Below are 17354 nucleotides of genomic sequence, written 5' to 3' on the forward strand. Positions count from 1 at the left end.
GATTGTATGGAAAGGAAAGTATATGTCTCTTCAAAAATTAGAAAACTATAGTAATAAAGCAGTCGTCCAAGAAGAAGTCTTGATTCTGACTGAGCTATTAGAAGATATCACAAAAAATATGCTGGCGCCAGAAACCTTTGAAAAGATTATCCAGTTGAAGGAATTATCAACTAGCGAGAATTATCAAGGGCTCAATGACCTAGTGACCAGTCTTTCGAATGAAGAAATGATTTACATTTCACGCTATTTCTCTATCCTTCCACTTTTGATTAATATCTCTGAGGATGTGGATTTGGCCTATGAAATCAATCACCAAAACAATGTGGACCAAGACTATCTAGGAAAACTATCTACAACGATTAAGATGGTAGCTGAAAAAGAAAATGCAGCCGAAATTTTAGAAAAGTTAAATGTCGTTCCTGTCTTGACCGCCCATCCAACGCAAGTACAACGCAAGAGTATGCTGGATTTGACCAACCATATCCATACGCTCTTGCGCAAGTACCGTGATGTCAAACTCGGCTTGATTAATAAAGAAAAATGGCACACAGATCTCCGTCGTTACATTGAAATTATCATGCAAACGGACATGATTCGTGAGAAGAAATTGAAAGTAACCAACGAAATCACCAACGTGATGGAGTACTACCAAAGTTCTTTCCTGAATGCTGTTCCACGTTTGACAGCTGAGTATAAAAAAATGGCAAAAGAACAAGGTATCGATCTCCAACATCCAAAACCGATTACCATGGGGATGTGGATCGGAGGAGACCGTGATGGAAATCCTTTCGTAACAGCGGAAACCCTCAATAAATCAGCCTTGACTCAGTGTGAAGTCATCATGAACTACTATGATGAAAAGATTTATAATCTTTATCGTGAATTTTCACTGTCAACCAGCATCGTGAATGTCAGCGACAAGGTTCGTGAGATGGCGCTGAAGTCACAAGATAACTCCATTTACCGTGAAAAAGAACTCTATCGTCGTGCTCTTTTTGACATTCAAGCTAAGATGCAGGCAACTAAGGCTTATCTCATTGAAGACAAGGAACTTCAGCCTAGATATGCCACTGCAGATGAATTTTATCAAGATTTGTTGGCCATTCGGGACTCTCTCCTTGAAAACAAAGGGGAATACCTGATTTCTGGAGAATTTGTCGAGTTGATGCAAGCTGTCGAAATCTTTGGCTTCTACCTTGCCTCTATTGACATGCGCCAGGATTCTAGCGTTCACGAAGCCTGTGTGGCTGAATTGTTAGCATCAGCTGGTATCAACGATCACTATAGCGATCTGTCTGAAGACGAAAAATGTAGCCTTCTCTTAAAAGAGTTGGAAGAAGATCCTCGTATCCTCTCAGCCACTCATGCTGAAAAGTCAGAACTTCTTGAGAAGGAACTGTCTATCTTTAAAGCTGCCCGCAAGTTGAAGGATAAACTGGGTGAAAATGTCATTCGTCAAACCATTATCTCACATGCAACCAGTGTATCAGATATGCTAGAGCTAGCAATCATGCTCAAGGAAGTAGGCTTGGTTGATTCCCAAAAAGCACGAGTTCAGATTGTTCCCCTCTTTGAAACTATTGAGGACTTAGACCATTCGGAAGAAACCATGAGAAGATATTTCTCTCTTCCTTTGGCTAAAAAATGGATTGCTTCAAAAGACAACTACCAAGAAATCATGCTTGGCTACTCTGATAGTAACAAGGATGGTGGTTACCTGTCCTCATGTTGGACTCTCTACAAGGCGCAACAACAACTAACTGCTATCGGTGATGAATTTGGCGTTAAGGTCACTTTCTTCCACGGTCGTGGTGGTACTGTGGGTCGTGGTGGTGGACCAACTTATGAAGCCATCACATCTCAACCGCTCAAGTCTATTAAGGACCGTATCCGTCTGACTGAGCAAGGAGAAGTCATTGGAAATAAATACGGAAACAAAGACGCTGCTTATTATAACCTTGAAATGTTGGTTTCTGCAGCCATTAACCGCATGATTACCAAGAAGAAGAGTGATATCAATACGTCAAATCGTTACGAAGCTATCATGGATCAAGTAGTGGACCGTAGTTATGATATCTACCGTGATTTGGTCTTTGGAAATGAACATTTCTATGACTATTTCTTTGAATCAAGTCCAATCAAAGCTATTTCAAGCTTCAATATCGGTTCGCGTCCAGCAGCTCGTAAGACCATCACTGAAATTGGTGGTTTGCGTGCCATTCCTTGGGTCTTCTCATGGTCACAAAGCCGTGTCATGTTTCCTGGATGGTATGGAGTAGGATCCAGCTTTAAAGAGTTTATAGATCAAGATCCAAAGAATATCGAGTTCCTTCGTGATATGTACCAAAACTGGCCTTTCTTCCAATCTTTGCTTTCCAATGTGGACATGGTCTTGTCTAAGTCTAATATGAATATTGCTTTTGAATATGCCAAGCTCTGTGAAGACGAAGAAGTACAAGCTATCTACTACACTATTTTAGATGAATGGCAGTTGACTAAGGACGTTATTTTAGCTATCGAAGGTTATGACGAACTCTTGGCAGAAAACTCTTACCTAAAAGACAGTCTAAACTATCGTATGCCTTACTTTAATATCCTTAACTACATCCAGTTGGAGTTGATCAAACGTCAACGTCGCGGAGAATTGTCGGCAGACGAAGAAAAACTGATCCATACAACTATCAACGGAATTGCAACTGGTTTGCGTAATTCAGGCTGATATTCTACAAACTTCCTCTTTTATAAAGGGGAAGTTTTTGAATTGTTTAAAAAATTCTAAAAATAAGCTTGACAAGTAGTTGAAAAATGATATAATTTAAACATTCAGAAAGTAATCTTGCTCATTTTTTAGAGAGTCTGTGGTTGGTGAAAGCAGATAGATGAAATTGATGAAATTGGGCTGAATGTACTTAAGAATTTGAAATCATAAAAATTCGGTGAGCACACCTTATAGTGCAACTCGTTATTGCGAGAAAGAGCGATAGGGATATTCCCTATAATTGAGGTGGCACCGCGCATCGACGTCCTCACACAAGTTTTTTGTGTGAGGACTTTTTCTATAGGGAGGAAAGATATTGGAATTTAAACGATGGCATCGCTTGATGATGTGATTTAACAAGTTAAGGTAAAAGAATTAAGGAGAAAGAATATGAAAAATAAACGTTTGATTGGAATTGTCGCTGGATTAGCAGTATTGGTGGTGGCTAGCTTGATTTATTCATCTATGAACAAGCCAGCAGCTAAAGAAGAGCAAAAGGTTGCTAAGGTTGGTGTCCTTCAATTTGTTAGTCACCCATCCTTGGACTTGATTTACCAAGGGATTCAAGATGGACTAGCTGAAGAAGGCTATAAGGACGACCAAGTAAAAATCGACTTTATGAACTCTGAAGGCGATCAGAGCAAGGTTGCAACCATGAGTAAACAATTGGTGGCAAATGGAAACGATGTTGTTGTTGGGATCGCGACACCAGCGGCTCAAGGACTCGCTAGTGCTACAAAAGACCTACCAGTTATCATGGCGGCTATTACAGACCCAATCGGTGCTAACTTAGTCAAAGATTTGAAAAAACCAGGTGGCAACATTACAGGGGTGTCAGATCATAACCCAGCTGAACAGCAAGTGGAATTGATTAAAACTTTGACACCAAATGTCAAAACAATCGGCGCTCTTTACTCAAGTAGCGAAGATAACTCAAAAACACAGGTAGAAGAATTCAAGGCTTATGCTGAAAAAGCAGGTTTGACAGTCGAAACATTTGCTGTTCCATCAACAAATGAAATTGCTTCAACAGTTAATGTCATGACAAGTAAGGTTGATGCGATTTGGGTTCCAATTGACAACACCATTGCATCAGCATTCTCAACAGTTGTTTCAAGCAACCAAACAGCTAAAAAGCCAATCTACCCAAGTGCTACTGCCATGGTAGAAGCAGGTGGATTAGCATCTGTAGTAGTTGACCAACACGATCTTGGAGTGGCTACTGGTAAAATGATTGCCAAAGTATTGAAAGGTGAAAAACCAGCTGATACGCCAGTTAATGTCTTTTCAACTGGTAAGTCAGTGATTAACAAAAAACTAGCGCAGGAACTTGGTATCACCATTCCTGAGTCCGTTCTAAAAGAAGCAGGACAAGTGATTGAATAAAGATAAAGGAGGAGCTGGACACATCTCCTCCCATTTTTACTAAAGAAAGAAATGAGTGAAAGATTATGATAGTATCCATTATTTCACAGGGGATGGTCTGGGCGATTCTAGGTTTGGGAATCTTTATGACTTTTCGAATTTTGAATTTTCCAGATATGACTACTGAAGGTTCTTTTCCTCTAGGGGGAGCAGTAGCTGTAACCTTGATAACACAGGGAGTCAATCCATTCTTAGCGACCTTAGCTGCAGTAGGAGCGGGCTGTCTAGCTGGAATGGCGACGGGACTCTTATATACCAAAGGAAAAATCCCAACCCTCTTATCAGGGATTCTGGTCATGACTTCCTGCCATTCCATCATGCTCATGATTATGGGGCGTGCCAATCTGGGGCTTCTTGGAACTAAACAAATACAGGATGTCTTGCCTTTCGATTCAGATCTTAACCAACTCCTGACTGGATTAATCTTTGTAGCTCTTGTTATTGGCCTTATGCTCTTTTTCCTTGATACCAAACTAGGTCAGGCCTACATCGCTACAGGTGACAATCCCGATATGGCTCGTAGCTTTGGTATCAATACGGGTCGTATGGAACTTATGGGTTTGGTTCTCTCAAATGGGATTATCGCGCTTGCAGGAGCCTTAATTGCTCAACAAGAAGGATACGCGGATGTTTCTCGAGGAATTGGCGTGATTGTCGTAGGGCTTGCTAGCTTGATTATTGGTGAGGTTTTGTTCAAGAGTTTGACTTTGGCAGAGCGACTCATGACCATCGTTGTAGGGTCTATTGCTTATCAGTTCCTCGTTTGGGGAGTGATTGCTCTTGGGTTTAATACAAGTTATCTTCGTTTGTACAGCGCCTTGATTTTGGCAGTTTGCCTCATGATTCCAACCTTCAAAAGCAAATACCTGAAAGGAGTCAAGTTTAGCAGATGACAGCAATTGTAGAATTAAAAAATGCCACCAAAGTCATCACGAATGGCTTTGACGAGGAAAAAATCATTCTGAATGATGTTTCTCTTGAAATTTTTGAACATGATTTCATTACTATCCTAGGTGGAAATGGAGCAGGGAAGTCAACGCTTTTTAACACTATTGCAGGTACCTTGCCCTTAACAAGTGGAAGTATCCGTATCATGGGCGAGGATGTGACGCATTTTTCACCTGAAAAGCGGGCTAAGTACTTGTCTCGTGTTTTTCAGGATCCTAAGATGGGTACGGCTCCCCGTATGACGGTGGCGGAAAATCTCTTAATTGCCAAGTTTCGTGGTGAGAAGAGAGGACTCCTGCCTAGAAGGCTATCAAGTCATCGGGAAGAGTTTCAGGCTACCATTGAAAAAGTGGGAAATGGGCTTGAGAAACATCTAGATACTCCGATTGAGTTTCTATCAGGTGGTCAACGCCAGGCCTTGAGTCTCTTGATGGCAACCTTGAAGCGACCAGAGTTGCTCTTGTTGGATGAACACACAGCAGCTCTTGACCCAAAAACCAGTGTTGCCTTGATGGAGTTAACAGATGACTTTGTCAGCAAGGATCATCTAACAGCCTTGATGATTACCCACCATATGGAGGATGCACTGAAGTATGGAAACCGTCTGATTGTCATGAAGGAAGGTCGCATCATCCAAGACCTCAATAAAGAAGAAAAAGCTAAGATGAAAATTTCAGACTACTATCAATTATTTGAATAGATGAGTGAAGTAATCATCAAAAAATAGTGAAAATTAACTTAGAAACATGGAAGTGTTTCTGAGTTTTTTATCACCTCTTTCTATCTAGAAAAATAAGGCAAAGAGAATTACGGAAAGCGTATGAAATGGTTTACTTTTTTTCAGAAATAAGCTATACTAGTTTACGTGAAACTATGATAAGATGGAGGTATTGTGTATGGTTGACAAGCAAGTCATTGAAGAAATCAAAAACAATGCCAACATTGTGGAAGTCATAGGTGATGTGATTTCTTTACAAAAGGCTGGACGGAACTATTTAGGGCTCTGTCCTTTTCATGGTGAAAAGACCCCTTCTTTCAACGTTGTGGAAGACAAGCAGTTTTATCACTGTTTTGGCTGTGGTCGTTCAGGAGATGTCTTTAAGTTTATCGAAGAATACCAAGGTGTGTCCTTCATGGAAGCCGTTCAGCTCTTAGGAGAGCGCGTCGGTATTCAACTAGCTACGCCGGTACAGTCTCGTCCCCAACAAACTTCCCCTCATCAAGCTCTATACGATATGCATGAAGAAGCTGCCCGTTTTTACCATGCCATCCTCATGACGACAAAGATGGGAGAAGAAGCAAGGGCTTATCTCTACAAACGCGGATTGACAGATGATGTTCTGAAGCACTTCCAGATTGGACTAGCTCCAGCAGAGAGAACTTATCTCTATCAACGTTTGGCTGACAAGTTTGAGGAAAAGGATTTATTGGATTCGGGCTTGTTTTATCTGTCAGATGGTAATCAATTTTATGATACTTTTTTTGGACGAATCATCTTTCCTTTGACCAATGACAAGGGGCAGGTTATTGCATTTTCAGGTCGTATCTGGCAAGAAACGGATAGTCAGACTGCCAAATATAAAAATAGCCGCTCGACTGCAATTTTTAACAAGAGCTACGAATTGTATCATCTGGACAAGGCAAAAAAGGGAACAGGTAAGATTACAGAGCTCTATCTGATGGAAGGCTTCATGGATGTGATTGCAGCCTACCGTGCTGGTATAGAAAATGCTGTAGCTTCCATGGGAACAGCCTTAAGCAAGGAGCATGTTGATCACCTCAGACGCTTTACCAAAAAAATTGTTCTCAGCTACGATGGCGACAAGGCAGGGCAGACAGCAACAGCCAAGGCTCTAGAGGAGTTAAAAGACTTCTCAGTTGAGGTTGTTCGAGTACCTGATGCCATGGACCCAGATGAGTATTTGCAAAAGAATTCTGCTGAAGACCTGGCTTACCTTTTAACCAAGACTCGGATTAGTCCCATAGAGTTCTATATTCACCAGCTCAAGCCGGAAAATAGTGATAACTTACAGGCGCAAATCGAGTTCATTGAAAAGATTGCCCCCCTAATCGCCAAAGAAAAGTCTATCACTGCCCAGAATTCTTATATCCACATTCTGGCGGATAATCTACCTTCTTTTGATTACCAGCAGGTGGAGCAGATTGTAAATGAAAGTCGCATTGTTCAAAGGCAGGAAAGAGTCAAAGAGGAGCAACCTCCAGCAGCGATTAGTTTACCTGTAACGCGGCAACTGACAGCAGTCATGAGAGCAGAGGCTCATCTCCTTTATAGGATGGCTGAGAATCCAGTTGTTCTAAATGACTACCGATTAAGAGAAGATTTTTTCTTTGATACCCCAGAATTTCAAATTCTTTACGAATTATTAAGTGCAGAGGGAGAAATCGGATCAGAGGAACTGTCTCATCAGACTCCTGAGGTTGAAAATGCCTGGTACCACGTGCTTAGCTTGGATTTGCCAGCTGAGATGTCGCCTCAAGAGCTAGCGGAAGTCGAAGCGACTCGTAACCGTGCCCTCCTCAGCAAGGACAATTTAAGGATTAAAAAGAAAGTGCAGGAAGCTAGTCATGTAGGAGATACAGACACAGCCTTGGAAGAATTGCAACGATTGATTTCCCAAAAGAGAAGAATGGAGTAATAATGGCAACAAAACAAAAAGAAGTAACCACATTTGATGTGCAAGTAGCAGACTTTATCCGTAACCACAAAAAAACAGGAACAGCAACAGATGACGAAATCAATTCAAGTCTGGTTATTCCGTTTGCCCTTGATGCAGAAGGCATTGAAGACCTTTTGCAACGGATTCAGGATGCTGGAATTTCTATCACAGATAACGAAGGAAATCCAAGCGCGCGTGTTCTTAGTGCAGAAGAAGAACCAGAACTCAGTGATGAGGACTTGATTGGCTCAACTTCTGCCAAGGTTAATGACCCAGTCCGTATGTATTTGAAGGAAATCGGGGTTGTTCCTCTCTTGACTAACGAAGAGGAAAAAGAATTGGCCTTAGCAGTTGAGGCTGGTGATATTGAAGCCAAACAACGTCTTGCAGAAGCCAACCTTCGTTTGGTGGTTTCGATTGCTAAGCGCTACGTAGGGCGTGGCATGCAGTTTCTTGACTTGATCCAAGAAGGAAACATGGGCTTGATGAAGGCTGTTGACAAGTTTGACTATTCAAAAGGATTCAAGTTTTCAACTTACGCAACTTGGTGGATTCGTCAGGCGATTACCCGTGCCATCGCTGACCAAGCCCGTACTATTCGTATCCCTGTCCACATGGTAGAAACCATTAACAAGCTTGTCCGTGAACAGCGGAATCTCCTTCAAGAATTGGGACAAGATCCAACTCCTGAACAAATCGCTGAGCGTATGGATATGACACCTGACAAGGTCCGCGAAATCTTGAAAATTGCTCAAGAACCAGTATCACTTGAAACACCGATTGGTGAAGAGGACGATAGCCATCTTGGGGACTTTATCGAAGACGAAGTAATTGAAAATCCAGTAGACTACACAACTCGAATCGTTTTGCGCGAGCAGTTGGATGAAGTTTTGGATACTCTCACAGACCGTGAAGAAAACGTTCTGCGCCTTCGTTTCGGGCTAGATGATGGGAAAATGCGTACCCTTGAAGATGTTGGTAAAGTCTTTAACGTGACTCGTGAGCGTATCCGTCAGATTGAGGCCAAGGCTTTGAGAAAATTGCGCCAACCAAGTCGCAGCAAACCCCTTCGTGATTTTATTGAAGACTGAGAGTGAGGAATAACATGGCTTATACAGAAGAGCAAATTGAAACGATCAAAACACGCATTTTAAATGCTTTGGAAGAAGTCATCGACCCTGAGTTGGGGATTGATATTGTCAACCTAGGTTTGATTTATGAAATTCGTTTTGATGGTGAAACAGGTCATACTGAAATTGATATGACCTTGACAACTATGGGCTGCCCACTGGCTGACCTTTTGACAGACCAGATACATGATGCGATGACAGATGTGCCTGAGGTAACCAATACCGAAGTTAAATTGGTCTGGTATCCAGCTTGGACAGTTGAAAAAATGAGCCGATACGCGCGTATCGCCCTAGGAATTAAATAAAGACTAAAAAAATGAGAGAGACGATTGGAAAATAGGATAATTTTATCCTTTTTCCAATCGTCTCTTCTTTCTTTTGCTGATTTTCTGGAAATAAAATGGTATAATGAAAGGTATGGAAAACGAAAAATTGCGTATTAATATGCTAAGCTCAAGTGAAAAAGTAGCTGGTCAAGGAGTGTCAGGAGCTTATAGAGAATTGGTTAGTCTCCTTCACCGTGATGCCAAAGACCAGTTGATTGTTACAGAGAATCTTCCTGTAGAAGCGGATGTAACTCACTTTCATACCATTGATTTCCCCTATTATTTATCTACTTTCCAAAAGAAACGCTCTGGGAGAAAAATTGGCTATGTGCATTTTTTGCCTGATACGCTTGAGGGGAGTTTGAAGATTCCATTTTTCCTAAAAGGAATTGTCAAACGTTATGTTTTTTCCTTTTACAACCGAATGGAACACTTAGTGGTGGTCAATCCCATGTTTATCGAGGATTTAGTGGCTGCTGGTATTTCGCGTGAAAAAGTAACTTATATTCCAAATTTTGTAAACAAAGAAAAATGGCATCCATTACCAGCTGAACAGGTTGCACAACTCCGGAAGGAAATGGATCTTGCGGAAGATCAGTTTGTCGTTATCGGTGCGGGTCAAGTTCAGAAACGTAAAGGGATTGATGATTTTATCCGTCTTGCTGAGGAGTTGCCAGAAATTACCTTTATCTGGGCAGGTGGTTTTTCATTTGGTGGGATGACAGATGGTTATGAACGCTACAAGAAGATAATGGACAATCCACCTGAAAATCTTATTTTCCCTGGAATTGTGTCACCCGAACGGATGCGGGAACTTTACGCTATGGCGGATCTGTTCTTGCTACCAAGTTACAATGAATTATTCCCTATGACCATCTTAGAGGCCGCTAGTTGCGAGGCTCCTATTATGTTAAGAGATTTGGATCTGTATAAGGTTATTCTTGATGGGAATTATCGTGCTACAAGTGATGTTTCCGAGATGAGAGAAGCAATCCTAGAATACAAGAATGACCCTGAAGCTTTAAAGGACTTGAAAGAAAAAGCTCGTGAGATCTCCAAAGAGTACTCTGAGGAGCATTTGTTGGAAATCTGGTTAAAATTTTATCGAGAACAGGCTGCTTTGGGCAAAAAGTGAGGTAATTTATGCGAATTGGTTTATTTACAGATACCTATTTCCCTCAGGTTTCCGGGGTCGCGACTAGTATTCGGACTTTGAAAACTGAGCTTGAAAAGCAGGGGCATGCAGTTTTTATCTTTACAACGACTGATAAAGACGTAAACCGATACGAGGATTGGCAAATTATTCGCATTCCGAGTGTCCCTTTCTTTGCGTTTAAGGATCGACGATTTGCCTATCGAGGTTTTACAAAGGCGCTTGAAATTGCCAAGCAGTATCAACTCGACATCATTCATACCCAGACAGAATTTTCACTTGGTTTGTTAGGGATTTGGATTGCGAGAGAATTGAAAATTCCAGTTATTCATACCTACCATACCCAGTATGAAGACTATGTGCATTACATTGCTAAGGGCATGCTAATTCGTCCGAGTATGGTAAAATATTTGGTGCGTGGCTTCCTTCATGATGTAGATGGTGTGATTTGCCCTAGTGAGATTGTTCGTGACCTTTTATCTAAATACAAAGTCAAGGTTGAAAAGCGTGTCATCCCAACTGGAATTGAGCTTGCTAAGTTTGAACGACCTGAGATCAAAGAGGAAAACTTACTAGAGCTTCGCTCGAAGTTAGGTATTCAGGAAGGCGAGAAAATGCTGCTGAGCCTTTCGCGTATTTCTTATGAGAAAAATATCCAAGCAGTTTTAGCTGCCTTTGAACAGGTTTTGAAAGAAGAAGACAAGGTGAAGTTGGTTGTTGCTGGAGATGGACCTTATCTGGACAGTCTGAAAGAACAAGCACGGAAATTAAACATACAAAAACATGTGATTTTTACAGGTATGATTGCTCCAAGTGAGACAGCCTTGTACTATAAAGCAGCTGATTTCTTTATTTCAGCCTCTACGAGTGAAACTCAAGGCTTAACCTATCTAGAAAGTCTAGCCAGTGGAACACCTGTTATCGCTCATGGCAACCCCTATCTTGAAAATCTGATCAATGATAAAATGTTTGGTACCCTTTACTATGGAGAACGAGAGCTTGCGGGCGCTATCCTTGAAGCATTGATCGCTACTCCTGATATGTCTGAACAAAAGTTGGCGGATAAGTTGTACGAGATTTCGGCTGAAAATTTTGGGAAACGAGTTCATGAGTTTTACCTTGATGCCATTATCTCAAATAACTTTGAACATGAGCTACATGATGGACAACCTGTCACTCAGCGCTTTTTAAAAACGATTCTCTATCTACCTCAACAGGCTGTTACAAGCCCAGTAAAAGAATCCAAGCGTATTTTAAGAGCGTCTCGAAAACAATTGTCTAGCATCAAAGATTATTGGAGAGACGAATTCAAATAATAGAATAAGAGGAAGAAAAAATGAAAAAATTAATGAGAAGCGGGAAAGATCAAAAAATTGGTGGAGTATGCGCAGGAGTTGCTCATTATTTTGATATCGATCCAACAATTGTTCGTGTCATTTGGGCTGTTCTTGCATTTTGTTATGGGACAGGAGTCCTTGCTTATATCATTTTATGGTTGATTGCACCAGTTTCAACAGAATATTAAATTAAAATTATATAGAAAAAGGAGAAGTTATGGCTTTTGGAGATAACGGAAAACGTAAAAAAACTTTGTTTGAAAAGGTGACACTTGTTGTCGTGCTCATCATGTTGTTTGTAACCCTTGCTGGTATCTTTGCAACTGCGCTTGGAGCTTTCAGCAGATTCTAACCAAGCTACGAGGATAGAAACAATAACTAATGACTGGGTTCTCCCCAGCCTTTTTAAAGTGAGAAGAAAATATGAGTATGTTTTTAGATACAGCCAAGATTAAGGTTAAGGCTGGTAATGGTGGCGATGGCATGGTTGCCTTTCGCCGTGAAAAATATGTCCCTAATGGCGGTCCTTGGGGTGGTGATGGTGGACGAGGAGGTAACGTTGTTTTCGTGGTAGACGAAGGTTTGCGTACCTTGATGGATTTCCGCTATAACCGTCATTTCAAGGCTGATTCCGGTGAAAAAGGAATGACCAAAGGAATGCACGGTCGTGGTGCAGAAGATCTTCGTGTTCGAGTACCACAGGGGACTACTGTACGTGATGCAGAAACTGGCAAAGTAATTACAGACTTGATTGAACATGGTCAAGAATTTATCGTGGCTCATGGCGGTCGAGGTGGTCGTGGAAACATCCGTTTTGCCACTCCCAAAAATCCTGCACCTGAAATCTCTGAGAATGGAGAGCCGGGTCAGGAACGTGAGTTGCAACTGGAATTGAAGATTCTAGCAGATGTTGGTCTAGTTGGTTTTCCATCAGTTGGGAAGTCAACTTTACTCAGTGTCATCACTTCAGCTAAACCTAAAATCGGTGCTTACCACTTTACGACCATTGTGCCTAATCTAGGGATGGTTCGTACGCAGTCAGGTGAATCTTTTGCAGTAGCAGATCTTCCAGGTTTGATTGAAGGGGCTAGTCAAGGGGTTGGTCTTGGAACCCAGTTTCTTCGTCATATCGAACGTACTCGAGTTATTCTCCATGTCATCGATATGTCAGCTAGCGAAGGACGTGATCCTTATGAGGATTACCTTGCTATCAATAAGGAATTAGAATCCTATAACCTTCGTCTCATGGAACGTCCACAGATTATCGTGGCCAACAAGATGGATATGCCTGAAAGTCAGGAAAATCTTAAAACTTTCAAGGAAAAGTTAGCAGCAAACTACGACGAGTTTGAGGAACTTCCAGCCATCTTCCCAATTTCTGGATTGACCAAGCAAGGCTTGGCGACTCTTTTGGACGCGACAGCCGAGTTGTTAGACAAGACTCCAGAATTCCCGATTTATGATGAATCCGATATGGAAGAAGAGGCTTACTATGGCTTTGACGAGGAAGAAAAAGCCTTTGAGATTAGTCGTGATGATGATGCGACATGGGTACTTTCTGGTGAAAAACTCATGAAACTCTTTAACATGACCAACTTTGACCGTGACGAATCGGTCATGAAGTTTGCCCGTCAGCTTCGTGGTATGGGGGTTGATGAAGCCCTTCGTGCGCGTGGAGCCAAAGATGGCGATTTGGTCCGAATTGGTAAATTTGAATTTGAATTTGTAGACTAGGAGATTGATATGGGAGATAAACCGATATCATTCCGAGATGCAGATGGAAATTTTGTTTCTGCAGCAGATGTGTGGAATGAAAAGAAACTAGAAGAATTGTTTAATCGTCTAAATCCTAAACGTGCTCTTCGATTGGCGCGTACAAAGAAAGAAGAAACACAGTCAAAGAAATAAAACAAATCCCGTGATCTTTTGATCACGGGATTTGTTTTATTCACTAAAGAAAAATGGTGGCGCATATTTTTTAAGACTCTCAAAACAAGCCTGCGCTTTTGTAGCATCTTCACAGATAATCATGCAGACATCGTCTCCACAAAGGGTTGCAACGACATCTGGAAAAGCCAAGGAATCAATTACAGATCCAAATGATTGGGCTAAACCGGGTAAAGTTTTCAAAATAACTTGGTGTTGCACCGGACGCAACATAACAAGAGCATCTTCCATATAATTTTCAAGACGTTTTTCCCATTTGGAGATAGAGCCTGTATTTAGCACATAGTAAGAATTATCCTCTTCGCGCACTTTTGAAAGGTTCATGGTTTTGATATCGCGTGATAGAGTAGCCTGAGTCACTTGGATATCATTTTCCGCTAATAAGGCTTGTAATTCAGCTTGTGTATGGATTTTGTTTTTTGAAACGAGGGCGCGGATAAGTTGGTGTCTGTGTTCTGATTTGTTCATAAAGTAAGTACTCCTTTTACAAGGTACAGTAGCGTGGACTGAACGATAACGTCAGTCGGGTGGTAGGCGGTATTGTCACGTATGATGATTTCACAGTCAGTAGGATAAAGAACTAGATGGAGAGATTCTCCTTCTTTTAACTTGTCACTAGTTGCGTGCAGATAAACTGGGTAGCAATCCGTTCATCTACATTGATGTTCTTTAATGACAGTGAATCATTCAATTTGGGTAGCTTTTTGTCACGGCGTTTTGTGAATTTACTCTAAATGTTAATTCACAGAGATTTCCAACATGTGGTGTAGTAGCGTGTATGATAAATGGTTACACATGTTGGTTAGAGGGAGTATCTTTTGTCCAAGTTCTATCTAGGGGCTTCTAAAATGCTTTTAGATGAACTGGATTTGATACGAAGTTTATGTTTGATTCGACTGTTCAAGTGGAAAACTTTGGTTATAGGTAGTTCAATGGTCAAATTCATTGACTTTTCCTTTGAATACTTCCATATTGAAAGTCAGGTAGATTATACCTTTTGACAAGGTAGGATAAGACTAGACTGTGCTAAATCAACAGTCAACTGATAGTCTGTATTATCTCGAATTGTAATCTCAAAGTCTGTTGTATAGAGAACCAAACGGAGAGTATCTCCTTTTTTAAGTTTGTAGATAGTTGGTTGAAGCTCTAGCTTGAAGTCCATCCATTCATTTGGTTGGATTTCTTCAATCGTCAAGAGATCGGTTCGATTTTGAAGATTAAGGTAGCCTTTGGTGATGACACGTTGGCCACTCGGGTTGAATGGTAGTTCACAGAGATTTTCTAACATATGGTAACGACCATTATCGATGGTTCTAGCACTTAAAACAGCTGGATAAGGCTGCAGATATTTCTTTTGTCCAAGTTCTAGCAGTTGGGCTGATAATAAGCCCTTGTTTGTACTCGATTTGACACGAAGTTTCAGCTCCACTCGCCCATTTAAGTGAATGTCTTGACTTACTGGAAGGTCAATGGTGATCTGATTGGCTTTTCCTTGATAAAGTTCAGTGTTGAAGGTCTGGTAAGTCTTACCATAACGATCAAAATCTTTTTGATCATACTGGTTTTGAATCACTTTTTCCTCATTACCGAGAGAGAAGGTATGCAGTTCATCCTGTTTGCCAAAGTTATCAAGACCTTGCCAGCTTTGCGGTACGGTATTATCCTGCCAGATGACAGTCGGAAGTTGATAGCTTGAGTCAAGTCCTAACAGTTTCTTACTTAACAAGGCATTCATGGACTCGCGGAAGTCGATCGACTGCCAGTTGTTCATATAGACATGGGCACCATGATGGAAAAAGAGGTGCTTATTGATATGGCTAGGAAGGGCATGAAACATTTGGTAAACATGAAGAGGTTTGACGTTCCAATCCTGGGAACCATGCGTAAAGACGACCTCAGCTTGAACCTTGTGAGCATTGAGCAGATAGTTGCGGTCATGCCAAAACTGATTGTAGTCACCAGTCTTGCGATCGAGTTTCTCTTTAACTTTCTCTAAATCTGCTTGATGAGCTTCATTGCCACGAACATAGTCACCAGCTTGGAGGTTGCGGGAGTAGGTCAATTCAGCAAGTGAGTCAAAATCCTCACCTGGATAGCCACCTGGGCTAGTCACTAGACCGTTTTCTCGATAGTAGTTGTACCAAGAGGAAATACCTGCTTCTGCAATGATGACTTCTAAGCCATCAACACCAGTGGTGGCGAGACCATTGGACATGGTACCTAGATAGGAAATACCTGTTGTTGCGACTTTGCCGTTTGACCAGTCAGCCTTGATTTGGCGCTTGCGCGTGTGGTCCGTGAAAGCACGACAACGACCATTGAGCCAATCAATGACATTTTTATAAGCTTCAATCTGCTGGTAGTCCCCATTGGTCATGAGCCCTTGGGAATCCTTGGTACCAACACCCGACACATAGAGATTGGCAAATCCACGTGGGAGGAAGTAGTCATTTAGAGTATATGAGCTATTGATATGAGATAGCTTTTCTTCAGCTTCTGAGACGACTTCTGCTTGACCATGAGGTTCGACTAAATTCAGCTTAGGTTCCTCAAGTTCAATGGTGTGGGGCGGTTTGACCTCAAGCTCTCCCTCCATTTTGTAGAGAGCCTTGTCACTGGCTTTGTCGTTAGTCCCTTGGTGATAAGGGCTGGCAGTCATAAGAGCAGGTACTTGACCATCATAACGCGGGCGAATAATGCTGACCTTGACTAAGTCAGGGAGTCCGTCTTTATCAGTATCCACACGACTCTCGACATACACGACTTCACGAATGACATCATGAGTAGAGAAGGTTGCTAAGCTCTTACCGTTAAAGTAGTGGTAGTGATTGTCTTCTGAAATGAGTCCATCACTAACAAGCTGATCGATAAGCGTATTTCCTTTTTTCGTTCGCGTATTGAGCAATTGATAAAGATTTTCAATGAGATCTCCATAAACAATAGGAAAAGCAGTTTCTTTACGAAACTGTTCGGCATCCTCAAAGTCAACAAGATAGCTAAATCCTAAAAGTTGAAAAACTACTGTGTAGAAAATCTCTGCAGTTAACTCACGGTCTGACTGGAAAAAGGTTACTAAATCTGTTTCTTTATTCGCAGCCAAAGTCGACAAGGCATAATCCGTGTTAGAATAAGTGAAAAAACTCCAACGAATGAAATCTTCAAACTGTCTTTTTAAGGACAGTTGGGGTGACAGCTTTAGACCAAGACCTTCTAATTCCTCAAATCGTTGAGAACTAGTGGTTGGTTGATAGCTGAATTGATTAAAACGCATGTTTCTCTCCTTTGAAAACAAACTAAATTTATTATATCAAAAAAGAGGGAAAAATGGAATAAATAAACTTAAATGAAATAAATTTCTTAAACCAGCATATCTATTTGGTAAGTTATTATAAAATACTGAATAAATACTATAGAAGTAAGCCTTTTTCTAGAGATTTTTATATGTAAAACTGCATATAACTCCTATCTTTATTATTCTTCGTTTGGTATAAATATATCTAAATTTACATTAAAAACTATTATATAATATTAATTTTTGTTTCCTTCCTTTGAAAAATGAAGAATTTAACAGTAAGAAGAGAAGAAGTTTGTAACTGATGATATTGAAAAGAAAGTGCAGAGTTGCTTCAATATCCAGCTTAAAATGGTATAA

At 41.0% G+C, this 17354-nt stretch carries 15 protein-coding genes and 1 other annotated feature; of the genes, 13 read left to right on the forward strand and 2 right to left on the reverse strand.

Annotated features, from left to right (window positions below):
• Positions 1 to 22: 22 nt before the first annotated feature.
• The 13 genes from ppc (at position 23) to ACORHV_RS03825 (ending at position 13663) form a co-directional block, all read left to right on the forward strand.
• Complete coding sequence (gene ppc, locus ACORHV_RS03765) at positions 23 to 2719, forward strand: phosphoenolpyruvate carboxylase (RefSeq protein WP_000058167.1); 2697 nt, start codon at positions 23 to 25, stop codon at positions 2717 to 2719.
• Between the two features lie 96 nt (positions 2720 to 2815).
• Positions 2816 to 3031: a binding site (T-box leader), on the forward strand.
• A 117-nt stretch (positions 3032 to 3148) separates the two neighbouring features.
• Positions 3149 to 4144 carry a tryptophan ABC transporter substrate-binding protein gene (trpX, locus tag ACORHV_RS03770; protein WP_000792183.1) on the forward strand — a complete coding sequence of 332 codons (996 nt, stop codon included), beginning with the start codon at positions 3149 to 3151 and terminating at the stop codon, positions 4142 to 4144.
• 65 nt (positions 4145 to 4209) lie between these two features.
• A complete protein-coding gene (locus tag ACORHV_RS03775; protein ID WP_038805101.1) occupies positions 4210 to 5076 on the forward strand; it encodes an ABC transporter permease in 867 nt (288 codons plus the stop codon).
• Positions 5073 to 5831, forward strand: a complete 759-nt coding sequence (locus ACORHV_RS03780; RefSeq protein ID WP_000125419.1) for an ABC transporter ATP-binding protein — start codon at positions 5073 to 5075, stop codon at positions 5829 to 5831. The genes ACORHV_RS03775 and ACORHV_RS03780 overlap by 4 nt, the downstream gene beginning before the upstream one ends.
• A 196-nt stretch (positions 5832 to 6027) precedes the next feature.
• On the forward strand, positions 6028 to 7788 hold the full coding sequence (gene dnaG / locus ACORHV_RS03785) for a DNA primase (RefSeq protein ID WP_000227887.1): 1761 nt from the start codon (positions 6028 to 6030) through the stop codon (positions 7786 to 7788).
• A 2-nt stretch (positions 7789 to 7790) separates the two neighbouring features.
• Complete coding sequence (rpoD, locus tag ACORHV_RS03790; protein ID WP_049549994.1) at positions 7791 to 8900, forward strand: RNA polymerase sigma factor RpoD; 1110 nt, start codon at positions 7791 to 7793, stop codon at positions 8898 to 8900.
• Between the two features lie 14 nt (positions 8901 to 8914).
• A complete protein-coding gene (locus ACORHV_RS03795) occupies positions 8915 to 9244 on the forward strand; it encodes a metal-sulfur cluster assembly factor (protein WP_000331930.1) in 330 nt (109 codons plus the stop codon).
• Positions 9245 to 9356: 112 nt separating this feature from the next.
• Complete coding sequence (locus tag ACORHV_RS03800) at positions 9357 to 10400, forward strand: glycosyltransferase family 4 protein (protein WP_434398858.1); 1044 nt, start codon at positions 9357 to 9359, stop codon at positions 10398 to 10400.
• 8 nt (positions 10401 to 10408) lie between these two features.
• A complete protein-coding gene (locus ACORHV_RS03805; protein ID WP_268702515.1) occupies positions 10409 to 11734 on the forward strand; it encodes a glycosyltransferase family 4 protein in 1326 nt (441 codons plus the stop codon).
• A gap of 20 nt (positions 11735 to 11754) precedes the next feature.
• Entirely contained in the window at positions 11755 to 11943 is a 189-nt protein-coding gene (locus ACORHV_RS03810; protein ID WP_000735790.1) for a PspC domain-containing protein, read from the forward strand.
• A 29-nt stretch (positions 11944 to 11972) separates the two neighbouring features.
• Positions 11973 to 12107 (forward strand): DUF4044 domain-containing protein, encoded by a 135-nt coding sequence (locus ACORHV_RS03815; protein ID WP_000863851.1) that lies wholly within the window; start codon positions 11973 to 11975, stop codon positions 12105 to 12107.
• 71 nt (positions 12108 to 12178) lie between these two features.
• Entirely contained in the window at positions 12179 to 13489 is a 1311-nt protein-coding gene (gene obgE / locus ACORHV_RS03820) for a GTPase ObgE (protein ID WP_000061637.1), read from the forward strand.
• A 9-nt stretch (positions 13490 to 13498) separates the two neighbouring features.
• Positions 13499 to 13663 (forward strand): hypothetical protein, encoded by a 165-nt coding sequence (locus ACORHV_RS03825; protein ID WP_000502578.1) that lies wholly within the window; start codon positions 13499 to 13501, stop codon positions 13661 to 13663.
• Between the two features lie 36 nt (positions 13664 to 13699).
• On the opposite strand, the gene ACORHV_RS03830 is transcribed toward ACORHV_RS03825, so the two are convergent.
• Both ACORHV_RS03830 and ACORHV_RS03835 read right to left on the reverse strand, forming a co-directional pair.
• Positions 13700 to 14170 (reverse strand): arginine repressor, encoded by a 471-nt coding sequence (locus tag ACORHV_RS03830; protein ID WP_049477502.1) that lies wholly within the window; start codon positions 14168 to 14170, stop codon positions 13700 to 13702.
• A 520-nt stretch (positions 14171 to 14690) separates the two neighbouring features.
• Positions 14691 to 16973, reverse strand: coding sequence for a Xaa-Pro dipeptidyl-peptidase (locus ACORHV_RS03835; protein WP_434398861.1), 2283 nt, complete (start codon positions 16971 to 16973; stop codon positions 14691 to 14693).
• Positions 16974 to 17354 lie beyond the last annotated feature (381 nt).

It is taken from the genome of Streptococcus sp. KHUD_016 (assembly GCF_051106465.1).
GTDB lineage: Bacteria > Bacillota > Bacilli > Lactobacillales > Streptococcaceae > Streptococcus.